15 protein-coding genes are annotated in these 19,745 nt (G+C 59.5%); 10 read left to right on the top strand and 5 right to left on the bottom strand.

Annotated elements, in window-relative coordinates; translation table 11 throughout:
• Positions 1-70: 70 nt before the first annotated feature.
• The gene (murQ, locus tag GGR28_RS16470) at positions 71-886 is read left to right on the top strand and encodes an N-acetylmuramic acid 6-phosphate etherase (protein WP_183496919.1); all 816 of its coding nucleotides are present in this window, start codon (positions 71-73) and stop codon (positions 884-886) included.
• Here murQ and GGR28_RS16465 read toward each other — a convergent pair.
• From GGR28_RS16465 to GGR28_RS16450, 4 genes are read right to left on the bottom strand one after another with little or no spacing between them, the layout of a single operon-like run.
• Positions 842-1,885 (bottom strand): alpha/beta hydrolase, encoded by a 1,044-nt coding sequence (locus tag GGR28_RS16465; protein WP_183496918.1) that lies wholly within the window; start codon positions 1,883-1,885, stop codon positions 842-844. The genes murQ and GGR28_RS16465 overlap by 45 nt on opposite strands.
• A gap of 56 nt (positions 1,886-1,941) precedes the next feature.
• Positions 1,942-3,258, bottom strand: coding sequence for a cation:proton antiporter domain-containing protein (locus GGR28_RS16460; RefSeq protein WP_183496917.1), 1,317 nt, complete (start codon positions 3,256-3,258; stop codon positions 1,942-1,944).
• Positions 3,259-3,279: 21 nt separating this feature from the next.
• On the bottom strand, positions 3,280-4,005 hold the full coding sequence (locus GGR28_RS16455) for a hypothetical protein (RefSeq protein ID WP_183496916.1): 726 nt from the start codon (positions 4,003-4,005) through the stop codon (positions 3,280-3,282).
• A gap of 6 nt (positions 4,006-4,011) precedes the next feature.
• A complete protein-coding gene (locus GGR28_RS16450) occupies positions 4,012-6,378 on the bottom strand; it encodes an ATP-binding protein (protein WP_183496915.1) in 2,367 nt (788 codons plus the stop codon).
• 112 nt (positions 6,379-6,490) lie between these two features.
• Between GGR28_RS16450 and GGR28_RS16445 the strand changes: the two genes are divergently transcribed.
• The 3 genes from GGR28_RS16445 to GGR28_RS16435 all read left to right on the top strand — a co-directional run bounded on the left by GGR28_RS16445 (position 6,491) and on the right by GGR28_RS16435 (position 9,933).
• The gene (locus GGR28_RS16445; protein WP_183496914.1) at positions 6,491-6,946 is read left to right on the top strand and encodes a Dabb family protein; all 456 of its coding nucleotides are present in this window, start codon (positions 6,491-6,493) and stop codon (positions 6,944-6,946) included.
• A gap of 232 nt (positions 6,947-7,178) precedes the next feature.
• The gene (locus GGR28_RS16440; protein ID WP_183496913.1) at positions 7,179-9,287 is read left to right on the top strand and encodes a DUF1565 domain-containing protein; all 2,109 of its coding nucleotides are present in this window, start codon (positions 7,179-7,181) and stop codon (positions 9,285-9,287) included.
• A 433-nt stretch (positions 9,288-9,720) separates the two neighbouring features.
• Complete coding sequence (locus GGR28_RS16435) at positions 9,721-9,933, top strand: hypothetical protein (RefSeq protein ID WP_183496912.1); 213 nt, start codon at positions 9,721-9,723, stop codon at positions 9,931-9,933.
• A gap of 10 nt (positions 9,934-9,943) precedes the next feature.
• Here the strand turns inward: GGR28_RS16435 and GGR28_RS16430 are convergent, their stop codons facing one another.
• The gene (locus GGR28_RS16430; protein ID WP_183496911.1) at positions 9,944-10,681 is read right to left on the bottom strand and encodes a DUF3891 family protein; all 738 of its coding nucleotides are present in this window, start codon (positions 10,679-10,681) and stop codon (positions 9,944-9,946) included.
• A gap of 157 nt (positions 10,682-10,838) precedes the next feature.
• On the opposite strand from GGR28_RS16430, the gene GGR28_RS16425 reads away from it, so the two are divergent.
• The 6 genes from GGR28_RS16425 to GGR28_RS16400 all read left to right on the top strand — a co-directional run bounded on the left by GGR28_RS16425 (position 10,839) and on the right by GGR28_RS16400 (position 19,739).
• The gene (locus GGR28_RS16425; protein ID WP_183496910.1) at positions 10,839-11,597 is read left to right on the top strand and encodes a bestrophin-like domain; all 759 of its coding nucleotides are present in this window, start codon (positions 10,839-10,841) and stop codon (positions 11,595-11,597) included.
• Positions 11,598-11,607: 10 nt separating this feature from the next.
• Positions 11,608-12,375 (top strand): bestrophin-like domain, encoded by a 768-nt coding sequence (locus tag GGR28_RS16420; protein WP_221233924.1) that lies wholly within the window; start codon positions 11,608-11,610, stop codon positions 12,373-12,375.
• A gap of 79 nt (positions 12,376-12,454) precedes the next feature.
• On the top strand, positions 12,455-13,519 hold the full coding sequence (locus tag GGR28_RS16415; protein WP_183496909.1) for an LLM class flavin-dependent oxidoreductase: 1,065 nt from the start codon (positions 12,455-12,457) through the stop codon (positions 13,517-13,519).
• A gap of 23 nt (positions 13,520-13,542) precedes the next feature.
• Positions 13,543-16,278, top strand: coding sequence for an alpha-L-rhamnosidase (locus GGR28_RS16410; protein WP_183496908.1), 2,736 nt, complete (start codon positions 13,543-13,545; stop codon positions 16,276-16,278).
• A 62-nt stretch (positions 16,279-16,340) separates the two neighbouring features.
• Positions 16,341-18,272 carry a DUF6807 family protein gene (locus GGR28_RS16405; protein WP_183496907.1) on the top strand — a complete coding sequence of 644 codons (1,932 nt, stop codon included), beginning with the start codon at positions 16,341-16,343 and terminating at the stop codon, positions 18,270-18,272.
• A gap of 72 nt (positions 18,273-18,344) precedes the next feature.
• Positions 18,345-19,739: a Gfo/Idh/MocA family protein gene (locus GGR28_RS16400; RefSeq protein ID WP_183496906.1), complete on the top strand. Its 1,395-nt coding sequence runs from the start codon at positions 18,345-18,347 to the stop codon at positions 19,737-19,739.
• Positions 19,740-19,745: the final 6 nt, after the last annotated feature.

The following is a 19,745-nucleotide window of genomic DNA, read 5'->3' as shown; positions in this document are numbered from 1 at the left end:
GGGTCGGCTGAAGCCGACGCTACTGTGGGGGAGTTACCGTACTTTTCCCCCTTACCATTCCCCATCGACCATGAGCGACGCATCCTTTCAACGCATCACCGAGCAACCCGGGCCGTACCATCACCTTGAGACGCGTTCTTCCGGTGAATTGCTGGCATTGATCAACGAGCAGGATCGCCTGGTGGCGCCGGCCGTTGGAGACTGTATTCCCGAGCTGACCGTACTGGTGGAGGCTATTGTCGAACGCATGGAACGGGGAGGTCGTCTGTTCTACATCGGTGCCGGAACCAGTGGGCGACTGGGCGTACTCGATGCCAGTGAATGCCCGCCCACCTACGGAGTGCCCCCCGGAATGGTGATCGGGTTGATCGCCGGTGGAGACCGGGCCCTGCGGGATGCCGTAGAGGCCGCCGAAGACAGTGCCGGACAAGCTTGGACCGACCTGGCCATTCACACCCCGAACGCCGACGATACCCTCATCGGTATTGCCGCTTCGGGAACGACGCCCTACGTGATTGGCGGATTGAAAATGGCAAAGGCGGCAGGGTTGCTTACCGGTTGCGTGACCTGCAATCCAGGTGCGCCCGTTACGCAGGTCTGCGATCATCCCATCGTTGCCGCTGTGGGGCCGGAAGTGGTTACGGGGAGCACGCGGATGAAGTCCGGCACCGCTCAGAAACTGATCCTGAACATGATCACCACCACCGTGATGATCCGCCTGGGCCGGGTGCGCGATAACCGGATGGTAGACATGAAGCTGAGCAATGCCAAGTTGGTAGATCGCGGGACCAAAATGATCGTCGAATCGACCGGCTTACCGTACGAGGAGGCCCGACAGCGCTTACTCGACGCCGGGAGCGTGCGCGACGTAATCGATCGGATGTAGGGTTTCCATGGCGAGTACCTCGCGACAGAACTTGACCACCGCTTGCTGGGCGGCCTGCCAGTCTTCGGACTTTATGTCGCTTCCTACGAAGTGGGTCTTCGGGGTGGGGAGCGGCAGCAGTTCTTTCTCTGCAGTAGGCGTAGACAGTTGTTCGTGCACCTCGGGGTAGCTGGCCACCTCGACGTGCTCGTCTTTGACGAAGAAATTTTCCTTGTAAAATAGGGTCAGCACGGGGCAGCTCACTGCCGCAAAGGTTTCCGGCGTCATGGTCGTCTGAACGAGCACCTGAAGCTCCACCAGGGCTTCGGAGGGGTAGATGGTATCGAAGTACTGGGCGGCACCGGGTTCTTCGTGGCCGATCTTCTTGTTGCTGCCGAAGGAGGCCAGGTACGCCAACTCGTGTCCCCAGGGCGACATCAGCAGCGACGCGCCCGGCTGGTCGTCTTCCACGTTGGGTCCCATATTGATGAGCGCGTGAACCTGGTCCGGAAATTCCGCCGCCAGTTTAAGGGCCAGGGTGCCGCCCGTCGACGTGGACATCACGATGACCTTGCGCCCGATCGACTTACCGATGGCCAGGGCTTCAAGGGCGTCTTCCCACGCCCCTTCGGGAGTAAAATCGCGGAGGGCGGCCTCCTCCACCAGTCCGTGCCCCGACCAGCGGCCGAGAAAGACATTCGCTCCGAAAATTGCCGGGACGTTCACGTTCACGGGATAGCCGTCGCGGTAGCTACCCCCGAAGCCGTGGAGGTAAACGAAGGCATATTCGGTGACTGCCGGCTTGGCGTCGGCCCAAACGATGCGGGCCTGGTTATTGGGGCGGGTGGGGGCAGCGGTTTCCTTGCGGGCGATGTAGTCTTCGAGCAAGGCCGGCTGCTCGGGCACCTCGGGTAGGGTAGTGACGTAGGTTGGTACATCGATCTTCGGACCGAGGAAGTAGGTCGCAATGACAATGAGGACGATCCCGACGGCGATATAAATCATTTTAGCGGATGGCATAAGAATAGTTGAACGGAAGGCCGGTTTGCATTGCTCCTGCGCGCCCGCCCACCTGCTCACGCTTCTTTTTCAACCGGAGCCTCCAACAGGGTGGGGGCTTTCCAGCGTTCGTACCCGACCGGGGAGCTAGCAACTTTACGGATGGCGGAGGTGGTACGCTTTTTATCGGCTACCATGGCCAGGGTCATGATAAGGCTGGTGCCAATAATGATAAACAGCAGAATACCCGGCTCGAAGTTAGGAATATTGGCCTCGGTCGGGATCGCGTAGAACAGCAGCACGGTGATGAGTCCGCGAGGAGCAACAAACAGCTGCGGCAGGATATCGGTGCCGACGAAGATACGTAAAATGATGAACCGAATGAGGTAGATGCTCAGGATGATGAGCAGACTGACAATGGCCACGTCCACGCTCAGCAAGGATGCCAGCGAGATGGTGACGCCGAAGATCACGAAAAAGAAGGTGCGTACCACGAAGGCCGTCTCAATGGTGACCACGTGCAGTCCCTCGTAGATGTGCAAGGCTTTTTTGTAATTGAGCCACTTGCGTAAAGGCCCCTGAAAAAACAGCCGCATATTGGCGATCAACAGGCCGAAAATGAGCACGATGATCAGCGAAGACAGGTGGAGTTTCTTGCCGATGGCGTAAAGCAGCAGGAGCACGGCGATGAGCAAAAAGAGCTTGACGTGGCTTTTGATGTTTTGAAAGACCAGCACGATGGCGTAGCTGGCGAATAGGGAGACCACGATGGTAATGAGTACGTTACCCAGATAGGCCAGTCCGCCCGTACCGGTGTGTTCTACGACGTCCAGTGTTTCTCCGGCCGCCGGTGTGATGGGCAGCTGACTGGTCAGGAAATAGAATAGCATGATGCCGAGGATATCGGAAAAGGTGCTTTCGTAGATGTGGAATTCCTTCTTGTGCCCCTTCAGGCCCGTCACGCTGGGAATAATGATGGCGCTAGAAAGGATCGACAGCGGCGTAGCGTAGAGCCAGGCGCTCTGGGTGCTCATGCCGTCGATGAAGTACTCCAGGATGATGGCCGCTACCCAAGTGGAGGCGATGAGTCCCAGCAGGGCAACGGTGAGGGCTTTGCCGATAGCGAGGAATTTATCGCGTTCCAGTTTGAGCTCGAGGGCGGCTTCGAGCACGATCATGATCAGGCCGATGATGCCCAAAATTTCCAGGATGGGAAAAAAGTTCAGGTTGCCGTAACCAATTGCGTCCAGGCCGATCTTAATGATGATGCCGAGCACGATCAGCATCAGAACGGAGGGCACGTTGGTCCGCTTACTCACCTCTCCGAAGAAAAAGGACAGGATGATGATGACGGAGGCCTGAATAATGAGGAGGTAGGGATCTACTTGTTCCATGGGAAAGTGGTGGTGGGAGACTTAGCGTTTGGCGATGGTAGCGGGGTAGCCCCACTCGTTAAACAGGGTGAGCAACTCGGAGAGGTGCTTCTCTTCCCGGACGGATAGGCGGGCGTGGATGCGTTGCTGGTCCTTGCCCGCAAAGGCGAGGTCCGGCTTGAAACTGCGATCGAGATACGGGGTGGTCGTCAGCTGATCGGCCAGGTGGCGTAGGGGATGACTGATCCCTTCGGGATGGGGCATTTCGAGCTGGTAGTAGCCACCGATGTCCTTACCGGTGATGAGGGAAAAGCCCTCCGTCAGAAGCGTCGTATAGTTGATGAAGTGAAGTCCCTCACCCGTCTGTAGGTACAGCCCGATCCGCCCAATGCGGGAGATAACGCCCTTATGCCGATCCGTGCGCATGCGCTTCCCGACCCCGATGAGGGGATTGAAAAGCACGATGCGTCCGCTGAGGTAATCCCGTAGGCGCGAGAAGCCCGCCACTACTACGATTAACAGCAGCAATCCGTGCAGCAGGGGGTCGATGAAGACGAAGATGACGGTCAGCACGAGTGCGGTGAGCGGCTCATACAGCAAAAGGAAGGGCGCAATGATCCGGTAGGCACCGGCCCGGAAACCTTCGGCGCGTTTGGTCTTTTGCAGCCGGTCGCGAACCATCAGCAACAGGGCGTAGCTGCCGTAGAGGAGAAGCACGGCGAACAACAGGTCCGTCCAGCCAAAATGGGGTTGCAGCAAGGGAGTCACGGACGTTTATTTTGAGTAGGTGAGGTAGGCTTCGGTTTCGAGCATGCGACCGATGTCGTTGACCACACTTTCGGTGATCTCCAGGGTGCTGTCGTTGTTGCGGGTGATGAGTCCGATCCGGATCAGGCGTTGCAGGATGCTGCCGTAGCGATCGCCGTACGCCGGTCCGAAGAGTTTCCGCAGGCGGTAGTCACGGGTCCTTTTCTCCAGCAGGACGGTGGAGAGCAGGGTAGCGGTATCGGGAGAGAGAAAGGCCGGCAGTACGTACCGTTTTGCCTTCGGCTGGTACACGCGCTCCGCATCATACCGTTCGGTAAAGTAGGCCCAGCGATTGATCGTTTCACCTACGTTTCCGTCGGTCGACCGGTAGATCCGCTTCACCATCTGCCCAAAGGCTGTTTCGCTGATGGGCTCCCCCTCGGCGTCTACCATGATCTTGTGGGTAGCACCGTGGCGGATGAGCACCGCGCGCTGCATATCGTCCAGGGCAAATCGGTCAAGGTTAATTTCCGATTGAAAGACCCGATCGAGGTCCAGAAAGCGATCGAGGTGTTTGTACACTGCATTGGAGGTGGACACCAGGTAGAAGATGCGGGCCGAATAATCGTCGATGTGTTCTCCCAGGGCCCGGACATTTGCCGCCAGCGTATGGTCTTCGTCCCACCAGATTTCCAGGTCGTCGATCCACACCAGGGGCCGGGACTGTACGGTGTACTTCTCCACGAAGGATAGGGCTTCCGCCAGGTTGCCGGTGGTTTTAAGTCGGCGACCACCCACGGTTACGACGGAGAAGGGACGTAAGCGAATAGTGAGGGAGGGGAAGAAGCGATTGGTGATGAGTTCACCGAAGAGCGTCTTGCCCGCCAGGCGGTTGCCGGTGAGCATTACGGCACCCCGGAAGCCGACCTTCCAGTTGTCGATGATCTGGCGCAGGTGCTCGGTTTCGTTTTCCCGCCCCACCAGAAAGGACTCCCCGATGTATCCCTTGGTCATGAGGATATTGGTGTATGCGGCATTGTCCGGGGAGGCCGTGCGCTGGCGGATCACCCGTACCGTTCGTTCGCTGATGCTGAGTCGCTCCTCGCGGGCCGCGTCGCCCAGCAGTTTGCTGAGTCCGCTGACGTGGTCGGCCAGCCAGGTCCGGACGCCCGTTACCAGTCGCCCCTGTCGCCGGGTAAACACGTTGATGCCCGACTGTAGGGGGAGCGGCAGAAAACCGGGAACCGGTTGGTACACGGAGGTCAGGCGCAGGTTGGTGTCGATGAGACTTTCGATCCGCTTGCGGATTTCGGCGTAAACCTCCCGGCGCTGAGAGGTGCGTTGCTGAAAACTGCCGAAGGGCTGGGCGAGATCGGCGTTCTTAAAGGTTACGTCGTGGCCGGCCTTGACTTCGGTGGAGAGCAGGAGGGCCCGGTTGCGCACGTTCATGGTCGCTACGTTCAGTCCGTTGTTGGTCTGCTCGCTGAGTTCCCACAGTTCGTACAGCAGGGGCATGACTTCGGCCGATATCCACTGATCCGTGGCGCGGCGAAAGTTGACTTCCTTGTACTTCAGCATCCCGTCCTCGGAACTCACCGTCACCCGCTGTGATTCGCTGAGTTTGGCGATACTGGCGGTGACGGCATTGGTGAAGCGATCGAGCCGCGGTGGTGAGCCTTCCTCGGCAATGTAGTCATCGAGTTTGGCGGCGACAATGCCGGGGCGATCCGGATCGTGGTCTCCCTCGGTGATGAAGGTCGTAATCTCGCGGGCGCGCTCCAACGTTTTGGCCATGACCTCCTCGCTGGCCGAAACGCCGCGGCGCAGCAGCACGCGGAGCTCGTCGAACTGTTCGCTGAGCGAGGTCAGGTTTTGGTATTCTTCCAGCAACTCGGTGCTTTGTCGGCTGATTGTTTCCAGTTGATGGCGGTAGAGGGGCCAGGGGTTGTGCTGTAGTTTCCAGGCACGCAGTTGTCGGTTGCGTTGGTTCTCGTTGCGTAGGAGGGCCTCGTGCTGGGCCGTGAAATCCGCTTCCCATTCGCGCAGGGCATCGCCGAGGACGCGGCGCGACTGACGGTACAGGCTGGCAACCGGCTCCTTACCTGCCTGACCGTCCTTCACCTTGAGGGAGGCAACTTGCAACTGCAACTGCACGTCGCGGTACAGCATTAAAAAGCGTTTTGCTCGTTCGGCCCACACGAAATGGGTGAGGCGGCATTCCAGATCCGTAACATCTTCCTCTTCTCCGACCGGGCAGGCGTCCCCGCGGGCAATCATCGCACGGGCCATTTCGCCGGTCCAGCGGGCCAGTTCCTCGATGGGCGTGGAAGGGTCAAGTCCCGACACCGCCCGGTCGGCGGTTACTTGAAATGAAATCGGCAGATCAGCGGTCATGGTGGGCAAGATAGTGGAAAGCTCCCTGCTTCCCGCAACAGTTAAGGACGCGAACCGCCGATCCGGGGTTCGGTCCGTAGGTAAGGTGCTATATTGGTCAAAATGTAATACTATGTCTCCCTACGCTATTCTCCTTTTCACTTTGCTGATGCTCACCGTCTCCGGATGTCAGGAAGAAATGCCCCCACCCACGATGGAAACGCCCCCCGCCATGGAAGCTACCAACGAAGACCGTCCCGATAGTTTACTGCGACACGCCGTGTTCTTCTCCTTCAAGGAAACGGCCACCCCGGCACAGATCGATAGTGTGCAGCAGGCCTTCAGTGCGCTGCCCGGCCAGATCGACGCGATCCGCGATTACGAATGGGGGGTGAACAACAGCCCGGAAGGACTGAACAAGGGATTCACCCACGCTTTTTTCGTCACCTTCCACAGTGAAGCGGACCGCGAAACCTACCTGCCCCACCCGGCGCACATGGCCTTCGTAAAGGTGCTGGAGCCCCACCTCGAGGATGTCTTTGTCGTCGATTACTGGGCCCAGGTTGACGCTGCCCCCGGGCAGCGGTAGTACGATGCTGCCTCCCCCGATAGCTATCGGGGCGACAGTACAATGCTGCCTCCGGCAGCGCTGGAAGTGTACTCCACCTATATGTTCCGCGGCAGGATGCCACGAACCGCTAGCCCCGCGGCAGGATGCCACGAACCGGTACTTCCGCGGCAGGATGCCACGAACCGCCAAAAGCTTAACCCATATGTGTATCTACTAAGCACCTGCCGGCCCAGCGTTCTACATTGACGGCATGAAATACCTACTGACCCTCAGTTTTCTTTTGACTACGCTGGTTACCTTATTCGCTACCGACTACTACGTAGCTACCGATGGCGACGACGACAATCCCGGCACCCGGGAAGCACCCTTTCGGACCATTGCCAAGGCGTCCTCGGTTTTGCAGGCGGGAGATGTTTGCCTAATTCGGGGCGGCACTTACCGCGAAGTACTCTCACCGGTCAATGCCGGGACCGCGGCCGCACCCATCACCTACCGGGCATATGCGGAAGAGTCCGTCACCGTGTCCGCGACCGAAGCGATTACGGAATGGACTAAAACCGCGGACGACAACTATTATTCCGCCGCCGTATCCATGAAACTGGGCCGACTTGACAACCTGTACTTCAACGGAGAACGGATGGACCTCGCCCGCTGGCCGAACAACCTAGATCACGATCCCTACACCATCGATGCGAACCCGGTCACCGGAGGCACCGCCGGGAGCATCGACCTTTCCACAGCTCCTCCCGGCGACTGGAGCGGGGGCTACATCTGGTACCTCGGCGCCCACTCCGGTACCAGCTGGACGCGGGCCGTCACCAGCGTAGCGGGACAAACCGTCAATTTCGCGGCCGTGGACATCACTAAATGGCCCTTCAATCCCCACAATCCGACCCTCCTCCGCAACGGCAACCGGGGACGGGCCTACCTCATCGGGTCCCTGGCCGGTCTGGACCATCCCCGGGAGTGGCATTTCGATACGGCAACGAATACGCTCCGGTTCATTCCCCCCACCGGCGTGGATCCGGGTGCTGGCACCGCCGAGTATACGGCCCGCGAACAAACGATCCTGCTCGAGCAACCCCACATAAGGATCATCGGACTGAAAACATTCGGGGGGAAAGTGCACGTCAGGGCATCCGACTGCGTGATCGAAGACAATGTCATCACCCACGGACTACAGATGATCGACGAGCTCGACAATACCAGCGCTCAGGTGGGATCGGGCAGTGTGCATGTGCAGGCTTCCAATACCATTATCCGCAACAACCTGATCGAATACGGCTCTCACAACGGCATCTTCGTACAGGGATGGGGCGGCGTGTCCGATGTAGTGGTGGAGCAGAATGAAATTCATAATTTCAACACGGTGGGGATCCACGCCTCCCCGCTCCGGATCAATTGCGATCGTGCGGTCGTCACCCACAATACCCTCTATGCGACCGGTCGGGATGGCATTTATATGCCGGGATTAGAGACGGAATTCGCCTACAACGACGTCTACGATTGCATGCGGATCAACAACGACGGCGGCATGTACTACGTAGTCGGCAATGCCAACCGCAAGAACAGCTCCATCCACCACAATTGGTTCCACGATTCCCACGGTCCGGAATATGCCGACGGCCGCACCGCCGGAATCTACCTCGACAACAACAGCAAGGGGTATGCCATACACCACAATATGGTATGGAACATCAGTTGGTCGGCCGTGCAGATGAACTGGGACGCCTCCTACAACGACATCATCAACAACAGCTTTTACGCACCGGAATCGGCCATGGGCATCTGGCTGAACGGATATGTACAGAGTGACAACCGGGTCATTAATAATTTCAGCACCGTCGGCGATTGGGAGGGGCAAACCGAAACCAATAACCTTATCGTAAATACCAACCCCTTCGTAGATCGCGGCAGCCGGGATTTTAGGCCCGCACCAGGGTCTGACTTGATCGATGCCGGAATGGAGGTAGCGGGCTACACCGAAGAATACGTAGGAGCTTCCCCCGATATTGGCGCTTACGAGTCTGGCACGGACGCCTGGATTCCGGGAGCGGCTAGGGCCGGCGATGCGACGACCTCCCTGTTTTCGTCAGCTGCTATCCCCCGCATCAAAGTGTCCGTTTTCCCCAACCCCGCGGCTTCCGTAGTGTATGCCCAGCTTTACTCGGAGGGGGAAGGAAGTGGCCGGTGGATGCTTCTCGCGGCAGACGGGCGTACGGTTCGTAGGGGCATTCAGGCCTTTTACGGTGGCGTCAACCAAATTAAAATTGACGTAGCGGATTTGCCTTCCGGAACTTACGTACTGTCCGGCCGAATTCGTGAGGCGACCTTCTCTTCCAATATTTCAGTGAATTAGGCCGAGCCGTTTATATGGATACGCCAACACAAGTGATTGGGTTTCTCGGCTTCTCCTACCGAGGACGGCGGGGACGCAGGAGCAATAAATTATGTGAACAGCTAAAGAAAGGGGGGTAAATACTACTTTTTCTATTGTGTGCTGTGGTAAATATTCAAGGGAGTTATATCTTTCTGTCTCCATATATAGCATGAAATGGTCTGAAGACCGAGGTATTAACCACTTTGGTTCACGTCGAGGTCTGATAATACACAGGTGGGTAGAAGTAGCTGAGATAAACGCCCACTTCACTCTGCTGACGGCGTATCTTCGCCATTTAACTATGCGCAATGGTAATTGTAATGGTTACCATGACGCGCTTGTATGTTGCCGCACCTACTCATGTAACGGGCTCAGAGCGAAATACGCAGGCCGTTATTGAAATAAACCCTTAATGAAATTATTCTCTACCGTCGCCCTTGTTTTATCCGTGGTATTCCTGGTACTATGCGTTATTATCTACCTGAGTGGAAGCCAGGTAGTGGAAATCGGCGAGGTGATGCCATACGTCACCGTTTACGTACTTCTGAACCTTATTTATGCAATAGCCAGCATCGGATTTATGCGCAAATCGCGCCGCTGGCGAAGGGGAACCAGCCGGGGCTGACCCACCGTCGCTACTGCTCACATAAGTTCCAACTGCGCACCTCAGCCGGAGTGTCCGCGAGCTTTTTCCCCAACTCTTCTCCGCTCTTGAAGCTGAGCTGGTCCAGGACGAAGGATTCTACCGAAACGGAAAAGCTCGCTTCCTCAAATGGCCAGGGACGTACCACGACTTTGCGTGATTCATCTTCCTGGCGCAGAAAGATCGACTCGCCCATTGCGTCGTTTATTTCCAATTCGCGTCCCGGGGAGGGAGCCTCCTCGCCGCACAGGATAAGCGACAGGCGGTCGCAAAACCGCAACTTGCCGTAGGTAGTTTCCAGTAGATCCGCCGCCCAGGCCCGGGAATGAAGGATCTCCGTTCGCTTGGTAGAGATTTGGCGGAGCAATTTCTTTAAACGGGCGTCTACCGGTTGTCCGGAATACAGGAATTCAAAGTGACGGCCGATCAGCAGGCCGGTCCAGCCGTGTTTCCGGTAGGCATCTTTCATTAATCCTTCGGCCTGCTCGCTGCGCTGTGCCTCGCTTAGTTTCAGCAGGGTAAAATCCTTCGGTGCCCCCCGTTCCGTCAGGTAATCCCCCGCCGCAAAATCGAGCTGGTGATCGTCGTGTTGGGCGACGGCCAGAACGGTCGGCAGGGCGAGCTCCGGCGGCACGGTGGAGGGCAGGTGGGTATACAGCTCCGCGGCGAGTAGTCCGTGGGCGGGGTGGAGGGTGATGCGCCAGCCGGTGGGGTGGGGACGTACGAGCATATGATCCGGAAATTGCTGCGGCGGCGGAAAGGTTTCGGCCGTGTACCCGTAACCTAAAAGCCGGCCGGAATGATCGTTTTAGGCGGACTGAATCCCACACGGAATCGTGTTGTTACATCGGTCGGCCGGATTATCTTCGCCTCCCTAAACCGCCTGCATGTACAACCTCAACAGCGTCGTTATCGTCGCTATCCTGTTCTTTTTAATTATCGGAGCCGATGTTCTTGGACTCCGGCTGGGGCAGCGGGCACGGGATAAGTCAGACAGCGATGTGAAGTCACAAACCTCCGCCATTCAGGGAGGAATTATCGGTATGCTGGCGCTGATTCTGGGCTTTACCTTTAATATGTCGATTCAGCGCTACGACAGCCGGGCCGGCGCGGAAGTAGAGGAAGCCAACGCCATCGGTACGGCCGAGCTCCGCACTTCCCTGCTCCCCGAACCCTACGCTACCGAGGCGCAGTCTGCCATCGACGACTACATCGACCTCCGGCTGGAGAGCAGCCACATCGACCTCACGCGCGTATCCGAACGCAAAGCCCTGAATGCCCGCACCAACAAGCTCCAGCAGCGCATTTGGGACATCGGGGTAGCCGCGGCGGACGAAGCGCCCAACCCGGTACGGACGGGCTACTTCCTGACCGCCGTCAACGACATGATCGACGCTCAGGGTCGGCGACTGGACGTGCTCAACCGCCACGTGCCCCCGGCGATCTTTTACCTGCTCTTTATTTTCTTCATTGCTACCGGTGCGCTGATCGGCTACTCGACCGGTCTGGGAGAACGTCGCTCCCGCGTCCCCGCCCTAGTCCTTAATCTGCTGATCTGCCTGCTGGTGTTCATCATCATCGACCTCGACCGGCCCCGCCGCGGCGTCATCGAGGTGAAGCAGGACAGCATGGAAGCCCTCCGATAATTCACCTCCCATGGTCGATATGTATAGCCTGAACAGTGTTTTAATTGCGGTCATCCTATTTGTCCTCATCGTCATCGCCAATGAGCTGGGACTGCGGATGGGAGGATACTACCTCGATCGTTCGGACAGCGACGTCAAATCACAAACCTCCGCCATCCAGGGTGGGGTGCTCGGTCTGCTGGCCCTTATCCTGGGCTTTACCTTCAGCATGTCAATCCAGCGCTACGACGAGCGTTCCGGGGCCGAGGTGAACGAAGCCAACGCCATCGGTACCGCCGAGCTGCGGACCGCCCTGCTGCCGGAACCCTTCGACGGTCAGGCGCAAGTCGCCATCGACGAGTACATCGAACTGCGGCTCCGCAGCGCCGAAGTCGATCTTACCCACCGCGAAGAACGCAAAGCACTAAACCGGGAAACCTCCGCCCTGCAGCAGCGCATCTGGGACATCGGCGTAGCGGCCGCCGACGCCAATCCCAACCCCGTCAAGACCGGCTACTTCCTCCAGGCCGTCAACGAAATGATCGATGCCTACGGTAGCCGCATCGACGCCCTGCAACGCCACGTGCCCCCGGCGATTTTTTACCTGCTGTTCGTCTTTTTTATGAGTACGGGGGCGCTCATCGGGTATTCCACCGGACTGGGGGAACGTCGCTCCCGCGTCCCCGCCCTGGTGCTGAACCTGCTGATCTGCCTGTTGGTATTTATCATCATCGATCTGGACCGGCCCCGCCGCGGCATCATCCAGGTGCGGCAGGATAGCATGGAAGCGCTGCGGTAGCGGACGGCGGGACACCCAACCATTTCGGCGGCATATTGTATTCGTAGGCCCCGCCCGGGGCAGTCGAAACCCTACCGATATGTCTAGCAATCCTCCCCACCAACTCGCTTACTCCGTCCTCGAACTCGCCGCCGTCGCCGAGGGGGATCAACCGGCCGATACCTTCCGCAAAAGCCTGGAGCTGGCCCGCCACATCGAGCAACTCGGCTACACCCGCATGTGGGTATCGGAGCACCACAACATGGCCGGCGTTGCGAGTTCGGCCCCGACCATCCTGATCGGTTACCTGGCGGGCGGTACGACCACCCTGCGGGTAGGTTCCGGCGGCATCATGCTGCCCAATCACTCGCCGCTGGTCGTAGCCGAACAAATGGGCACCCTGGCCTCGCTCTACCCCAACCGAATCGATCTGGGGCTGGGACGCGCGCCGGGCACCGACCCGGTTGCCTCCCGGGCCATTCGCGGGCATCGTTTTGACGCGGCCCACGACTTCCCCCGCGATATTCAGCAACTGCAGACCTACTTTTCCGCCGAGAACCGAAGTAGCCAGGTACGCGCCATTCCCGGGGAGGGACTCGACGTGCCCATTTACATTCTCGGGTCCAGTACGGAAAGTGCGTATTTGGCGGGCCTGCTTGGTTTGCCCTATGCCTTCGCCAGTCACTTCGCTCCGGCGCAATTGCTACCCGCTCTGAAGCGGTACCGCGAAAACTTCCGGCCGTCCGCCGTCCTCTCCGAGCCTTACGTGATCGCCTGCGTGAACGTGGTGGCCGCCGATACGGACGCGGAAGCCAACCGGTTAGCGACTACCCTACAGCAGGCCTTTCTGGGGATCGTGACCGGCAAACGGCGACTGATGCAGCCCCCCGTCGACTCCATGGACGCACTCTGGTCGGAGGCCGAGCGGCAGTACGTCGGGCAGATGCTGTCCGCCTCATTCTTCGGAAGTAAAGCCACCCTGGAGGAAGACCTGCGCGAATTCACCAAGCTTACCCGGATCGACGAACTGATGGTGGCCTCCCATATTTTCGACCACGGCGCACGATTGCATTCGCATACCCTACTGGCGGAGGTGATGCAGGGCGTGAGGGTGCCGTTACAGGAAAGTACAGGACAGTTTACTAACGGCGGATCAATACCTTAGGGGGTTCACCATTGCACTCTCCTATGCGATTTTTGCTCCTTCTACTGTTTCTCGGTCTTGGCATCATCCATGCCCAGGACGTTTCCGTAACCAACCTCCGCTTCGAGCAGCAAGAAAATACCTTAGGGGTAGGGGAAATTCACCCCCGACTTAGCTGGCAATTGCAGTCCGATCAGCGCGACATCATGCAGACCGCCTACCAGATTAGGGTAGCGGCCAGTGAGGCGGATTTGGTCAGGGGGCGCAGGCTTATACATGACTCCGGAAAGGTCGATTCCGACGCTTCCGTGCTCGTTGATTACGCAGGACCGGCGGCGGGGTCGCGGGAGCAACGCGTATGGCAAGTCCGGGCCTGGACGGGTAGTGACCAGCCCACCGAATGGAGCCAACCGGCCCGGTGGGAAACCGGTTTGCTGGAACCCGCGGACTGGACCGCCGAATGGATCGAGCCCGACCTGACCGAAGCAGAAGACCGGTCCATGCCCGCCCCCCTCCTGCGCCGGGAATTTGACCTGGGTAACAACATCGTCTCCGCTCGGCTTTACATCACGGCCCACGGCGTGTACGAAGCAAAAATCAACGGCAAGCGGGTAGGGGACCTGCTCCTCACCCCGGGCTGGACGGTCTACGACGAGCGGCTGCAGTACCAGACCTACGACGTGACCGATCACCTCAGGAGCGGTCCGAACGCCATCGGCGTAGCCCTGGGCGACGGGTGGTACCGCGGCTACCTGGCCTGGGCCGACGCCCGCAATCACTACGGTACGAAACTGGGCCTGCTCGCCCAGCTCGAAGTAACCTACCGCAACGGCAAGACCGAGCGCATCACGACCGACGGCGACTGGCGGGCCGGCACCGGCGCGATCCGCAGCTCCGACATCTACAACGGGGAGGTGTACGACGCCCGCCGGGAGCAAAGCGGGTGGACGGAGCCCGGATTCAGCGCCGAAAACTGGGCCGGCGTACGGGTGGCGGACCACAGCAAGGAGATACTGGTGGCACCGGTCGGCCCCGGAGTGCGGGTCACCGAAACGCTCGATCCCGTAGAACTGATCGTAACTCCGGAGGGGGATACCGTACTCGACTTCAGCCAAAACCTGGTGGGGCGGGTCGCCTTTTCCGTGTCCGGACCGGCGGGAACCACAGTGACCGTAGAGCACGCCGAGGTTTTGGATAAGGAGGGCAACTTCTACACCACCAACCTGCGCGCCGCCAAGCAACGCATCGACTACACCCTGGCGGGCGGGGCCGAAGAAACCTTTCGGCCGCAGTTCACCTTTATGGGCTTCCGCTACATCCGGGTGAAGGGGTGGCCGGGCACGCTTTCCCCGGATCGGTTCACCGCCGAGGTCATCCACTCCGACATGAGGCCCACCGGCACCTTCACCTGTTCCGACTCGCTGATCAATCAGCTGCAGCGCAACATCCAGTGGGGGCAGCGGGGAAACTTCGTGGACGTCCCCACCGATTGTCCCCAGCGGGATGAGCGGCTCGGATGGACGGGCGACGCCCAGGCGTTCGCCCGCACCGCTACCTTTAATTACGACGTCTCCGGATTTTTTCAGAAGTGGCTGAAGGACCTCGCGGCCGATCAGTTGGAATCGGGCTCCGTGCCCTTCGTCATCCCCCACGTACTCGGAGCGAATGCCGCCGGCGCGGCCGGGTGGGCCGACGTAGCGACGATCGCCCCCTGGACGATGTACCTGGCCTACGGCGACCGGCGCATTCTCGAAGAGCAATACCCTAGTATGCAGGCGTGGGTGGGGTATATGGAGGAAAAGGCCGGCGAAAGTATGCTCTGGAATACGGGCTTTCACTTCGGCGACTGGCTCTTCTACTCCGCCAACGACGACAACGACGGCCGCTCGGCGGTAACCGATAAATACCTCATCGCCCAATCCTTCTTCGTCTACTCCACCGACCTGTTGGCCCGGACCGCGGAAATACTGGGAAAAACAGCGGACGCCACCCGCTACCGGGAACTGGCCAAACAACTGCGGGAGGCCTACCTCCACGAGTACGTCACTCCGGGCGGCCGACTCGTCAGCAGCACCCAGACGGCCTACGTGCTCGCCCTGCACTTCGACATTCTTCCGGAAGATCTGCGGGAGCAGGCCGCGCGGCGCCTGGTAGAAAATGTCCGCTCCTACGGCCACCTCACCACGGGTTTTTTGGGTACGCCCTACTTGCTGGAAGTGCTTACCCGCTTCGGCTACCTCGACGATGCCTACCAACTGCTGGAGCGGAAGGAATACCCCTCCTGGCTCTATCCCGTCACCCGGGGCGCTACGACCATCTGGGAGCGGTGGGACGGCATCAAGCCCGACTCTACCTTCCAGGCCATCACCATGAATTCCTTCAACCATTATGCCTACGGGGCGGTGGGCGACTGGCTCTACCGGACCGTAGCCGGACTGGATACCGATGCAAGCGAACCGGGCTACCGACGGTTGAAGTTGCGTCCCCGGCCCGGCGGCAGCCTGACCGACGCCACCGCCGAACTGCTTACCCCCTACGGTCCCGCCGCCAGCGGATGGCAACTGTCCGATGCCGGCCTGACGGTCAACATCACCGTCCCACCGAACACGACGGCTGAGCTCGTGCTACCCGACGCTACGGCGGAGCGGGTTGAACTGGATGGTGAACTACTTACCGGTGGGAACGGGGTCCACGAGGTGCAGCAAACGGATAAGAACGTTACGGTTCTATTGGGTTCCGGCAGCTACCGGTTTTTCGTGCCAACGGCTCTGGGTAAGTGACGAACGTTAACGAATGAATGGTTTTTCCTACTTTGGTCTGCTCCAACACCTACTCGTCGAGAATGCATCAACATATTTTTTCCCTTGCCCTTTTGGGAAGCGTCACCCTGATGGGACAATCCGTCACCCCAACCTTCTCGGCCTCTGCCGGTGCGTACGACCGCACGGATACTCCGCTGTGCACCGAAGTGCCGGACAGCCTCTGGTCCAATCGCGCCACCCTGACCCTGTACGAGGTCACGGACGGGGAAGACAAAGCGGTGACCGCCCAGTGGGATAATCGCCAGTTGTGTTGGATCATGACCGGGTCGACACCAGCCGGTACATCGCGGAACTACCAACTTCGCCAGGCTTCCGTGACTTCCCCTGCTCCTGCGTTCACCGCCCAGAATGAGGACGGGGCCGTACGATTTGCCGTGAACGGGAGGGAAGTAATGACCTACCAGTACGCCCCCGCCGCGGTACCCGACGGCGTGGATCCGATCTTTTCGCGGGGCGGCTACCTTCACCCGCTGCTCTCGCCGAGCGGCGATACCCTTTCCCGCATTCAGCCACCCGACCACTACCACCACTACGGCGTGTGGAATCCCTGGACGCATACCGAATTCAGGGGTAAGGAGCTGGACTTCTGGAACCTGGTGCGCGGACACGGAACGGTGGAAGCACAGGGTGTGAGTGAAGTGACGGACGGCAACGTCCAGGCCGGACTGACCGCCCGCCACGCTTACCTGGCCTACCGCGACAGTGCCGTGGCCGAAAATCCCGAACAACTGCTGGAAGAGACGCTCGATCTGCGCGTACTGCCGGCAGACGACGACAACTACCTGGTCGACTACACCACCAGGCAGACGAACATCACCGGCGAACCCTTCACCGTAAAGGCCTACCGCTACCAGGGCTTCGGCTACCGCGGGCGGGCCAGCTGGAACGACGACAACGTCGAGCTGCTCACGAGCGGGGGCAAGAATAAATCCGACGGTAACGCGACCCGTGCGCGGTGGATGAAGGTCGAAGGCCCCACGGAACACGGCCGCTCGGGCATCCTCTTCATGACCCACCCCGGCAACTACAACTTTCCCGAGCAGATTCGCATCTGGCCCACCGGGGCGAACGGGGGAAAGGAGAACGTCTTCGTTAATTTTAATCCGGCCCAGGACCGCGATTACGTCATGCGACCCGGCGGCACTTACCAACTTAAGTACCGCATGCTCGTCTACGACGGCCAACTCGACACCACGACCGCCAACCGCTACTGGCAGGACTTTGCCCATCCCCCGCGGGTGCGGTGGAACGATGATAATGGTCTGGCGGGTGCGCGGGTACTGCTGTATACCAAGAACGGCAAGGGCTTCGTGCACGACAACATTCCGGCCAGCATCGTGGCCATCGAGCAGATGGGTAAGGACAATGGCTTCGAGGTAGTCGCCACCGACGACCCGGGCATGTTCACTCCCGATGGACTGGAAGAATTCGACGTGCTGGTATTTTCGAATACCAACAACGACATCTTCGACACCCCGGAACAGGAGCAAGCCTTCAAATCGTACATCGAGGCGGGTGGTGGCTTCGTGGGCATTCACTCCGCCTGCGGCTCGGAGCGCGACTGGCCCTGGTTCTGGCGCAATCTGGGCGGCAAGTTTCACCGCCACGCCAAACGGCAGGATTTCGATGTGCTGGTAGTGGATTCCGATCACCCCTCCACCGACTTCCTGCCCGCCACCTGGCACATCAGGGACGATGAATGCTATTACCTCAAGCAGCTCAATCCCGCCATCCACGTACTGCTCGCCGCCGACCTCGGCACCGTCGATGACGAGGAAGGTAAAACCACCTACCCGGCCGACACCTTCGGCAGCACCTTCCCCACCTCCTGGTACCACACCACCGACGGTGGGCGCCAGTGGTACACCTCCCTCGGTCACCGCATCGAGCACTACTCCGACCCCCAGTTCCTCCGGCACATCCTCGGCGGTATCCGCTGGGCCGCGGAGTAATTCATTCCCTCTCCCCCTCAATCCCTCTCTCCTTTAATCCTTCTCTCCCCTCGTCCCCTCAATCCCTGTCCTATGAATCGTCGATCCGCCATCAAAAAATCTCTCCTAGCCACGGCCGCCACCGTCGCTTTTCCCACCATTGTTCCTGCCTCCGTACTCGGTAAGAACGCGCCCAGCAACAAGCTGCACATCGCCCAGATCGGCTTCGGCCGCATCGCCCGGGGGCATGATCTTCCCGAGACGATGAAGAACGATATGGCGCGGGTCGTCGCCGTTTGTGACGTGGACAGTAAGCGCAAGGAACTCGGCAAAGCCTACATCGAGCAGTACTACCGCGAGAACAAGGGCAGCGATAAGTTCATCGACGTGAAGATGTACGACGACTACCGGGAGTTGCTCGCCAGTCCCGACATCGACGGCGTCATCATCAGCACTCCGGACCACTGGCACGCCCAGCCCGCCATCGAGGCCGCGCTGGCCGGGAAGGACATTTACCTGCAGAAGCCCACCTCCCTCACCGTGGCGGAGGGACGGATGATGAGCGACATCGTTCACCGTTCCGGAGTAGTGTTCCAGCTCGGCAGCCAGCAGCGTTCGACCGACCCGTGGCCCCAATTTCGGCGCGCCTGCGAGCTGGTCCGTAACGGACGCATCGGTAAGATCGAGCGGGTAGAGATCGGCCTGCCCAGCGACCCGGCGGGCGGAGACCCGACGCCCATGCCCGTCCCCGAAAACCTGAACTACGACATGTGGCTCGGCCGCACGCCCTACGTCCCCTACACCCTGGAAAGAGTGCACCCGCAGGACGATTTTTCCCGTCCCGGCTGGCTGCGCTGCGAGCAGTTCGGCGCCGGTATGATTACGGGCTGGGGGGTACACCACATCGATATCGCCCACTGGGGCATGGGCACGGAATTTACCGGTCCGATCGAACTGGAAGCCACGGCCGAGTTTCCGACTGAGGGCCTGTGGACCGTCCACGGACCCTACCACGTCGAGAGCAAGTACGCCAACGGAGCCACCATGATCATCGACGGAGAACTGCCCAACGGCATCCACTTTTACGGAACGGACGGGGACATCTTCGTATCCCGTGGCAACGTCGCCGTCACGGCCAACGACCCGGACTTCGGCAACTCACCCGCCTTCAAGACCTCGCTCGATAAGGGGCAGCTCGAAATCGGTGAAGACGACATCCGGCTTTACGACAGTCCCGAACAGCACCGAAACTGGCTCGAGTGTATGAAGTCGCGCGAACTGACCATCTCCCCCGCCGAGGTGGCCCACCGCTCCTGCACCGCCTGCCTGATCTCCCACATTGCTATGAAGGTGCCCGGTAAACTCCACTGGGACCCCATCAACGAGCGATTTAAAGATAACGACGCCGCCAACCGGATGCTGTCGCGGTCGCAGCGCTATCCCTACGGCTACGAAAACATCCCCGTGTTGGCCGGCAATGCGCGCTAAGTAAAG

Origin of the sequence: Neolewinella aquimaris (genome assembly GCF_014197245.1) — a bacterium.
Lineage (GTDB): Bacteria > Bacteroidota > Bacteroidia > Chitinophagales > Saprospiraceae > Neolewinella > Neolewinella aquimaris.
The sequence above is the reverse complement of the archived record's forward strand: the minus strand, read 5'-3'. Positions and strand labels throughout refer to the sequence as shown.

What these genes read in the sequence shown, in the direction of transcription:
- murQ (WP_183496919.1), top strand. Translation starts at nt 71, where the DNA reads ATGAGCGACGCATCCTTTCAACGCATCACCGAGCAACCCGGGCCGTAC.
- GGR28_RS16465 (WP_183496918.1), bottom strand. Translation starts at nt 1,885, where the DNA reads ATGCCATCCGCTAAAATGATTTATATCGCCGTCGGGATCGTCCTCATT.
- GGR28_RS16460 (WP_183496917.1), bottom strand. Translation starts at nt 3,258, where the DNA reads ATGGAACAAGTAGATCCCTACCTCCTCATTATTCAGGCCTCCGTCATC.
- GGR28_RS16450 (WP_183496915.1), bottom strand. Translation starts at nt 6,378, where the DNA reads ATGACCGCTGATCTGCCGATTTCATTTCAAGTAACCGCCGACCGGGCG.
- GGR28_RS16445 (WP_183496914.1), top strand. Translation starts at nt 6,491, where the DNA reads ATGTCTCCCTACGCTATTCTCCTTTTCACTTTGCTGATGCTCACCGTC.
- GGR28_RS16440 (WP_183496913.1), top strand. Translation starts at nt 7,179, where the DNA reads ATGAAATACCTACTGACCCTCAGTTTTCTTTTGACTACGCTGGTTACC.
- GGR28_RS16435 (WP_183496912.1), top strand. Translation starts at nt 9,721, where the DNA reads ATGAAATTATTCTCTACCGTCGCCCTTGTTTTATCCGTGGTATTCCTG.
- GGR28_RS16430 (WP_183496911.1), bottom strand. Translation starts at nt 10,681, where the DNA reads ATGCTCGTACGTCCCCACCCCACCGGCTGGCGCATCACCCTCCACCCC.
- GGR28_RS16425 (WP_183496910.1), top strand. Translation starts at nt 10,839, where the DNA reads ATGTACAACCTCAACAGCGTCGTTATCGTCGCTATCCTGTTCTTTTTA.
- GGR28_RS16420 (WP_221233924.1), top strand. Translation starts at nt 11,608, where the DNA reads ATGGTCGATATGTATAGCCTGAACAGTGTTTTAATTGCGGTCATCCTA.
- GGR28_RS16415 (WP_183496909.1), top strand. Translation starts at nt 12,455, where the DNA reads ATGTCTAGCAATCCTCCCCACCAACTCGCTTACTCCGTCCTCGAACTC.
- GGR28_RS16410 (WP_183496908.1), top strand. Translation starts at nt 13,543, where the DNA reads ATGCGATTTTTGCTCCTTCTACTGTTTCTCGGTCTTGGCATCATCCAT.
- GGR28_RS16405 (WP_183496907.1), top strand. Translation starts at nt 16,341, where the DNA reads ATGCATCAACATATTTTTTCCCTTGCCCTTTTGGGAAGCGTCACCCTG.
- GGR28_RS16400 (WP_183496906.1), top strand. Translation starts at nt 18,345, where the DNA reads ATGAATCGTCGATCCGCCATCAAAAAATCTCTCCTAGCCACGGCCGCC.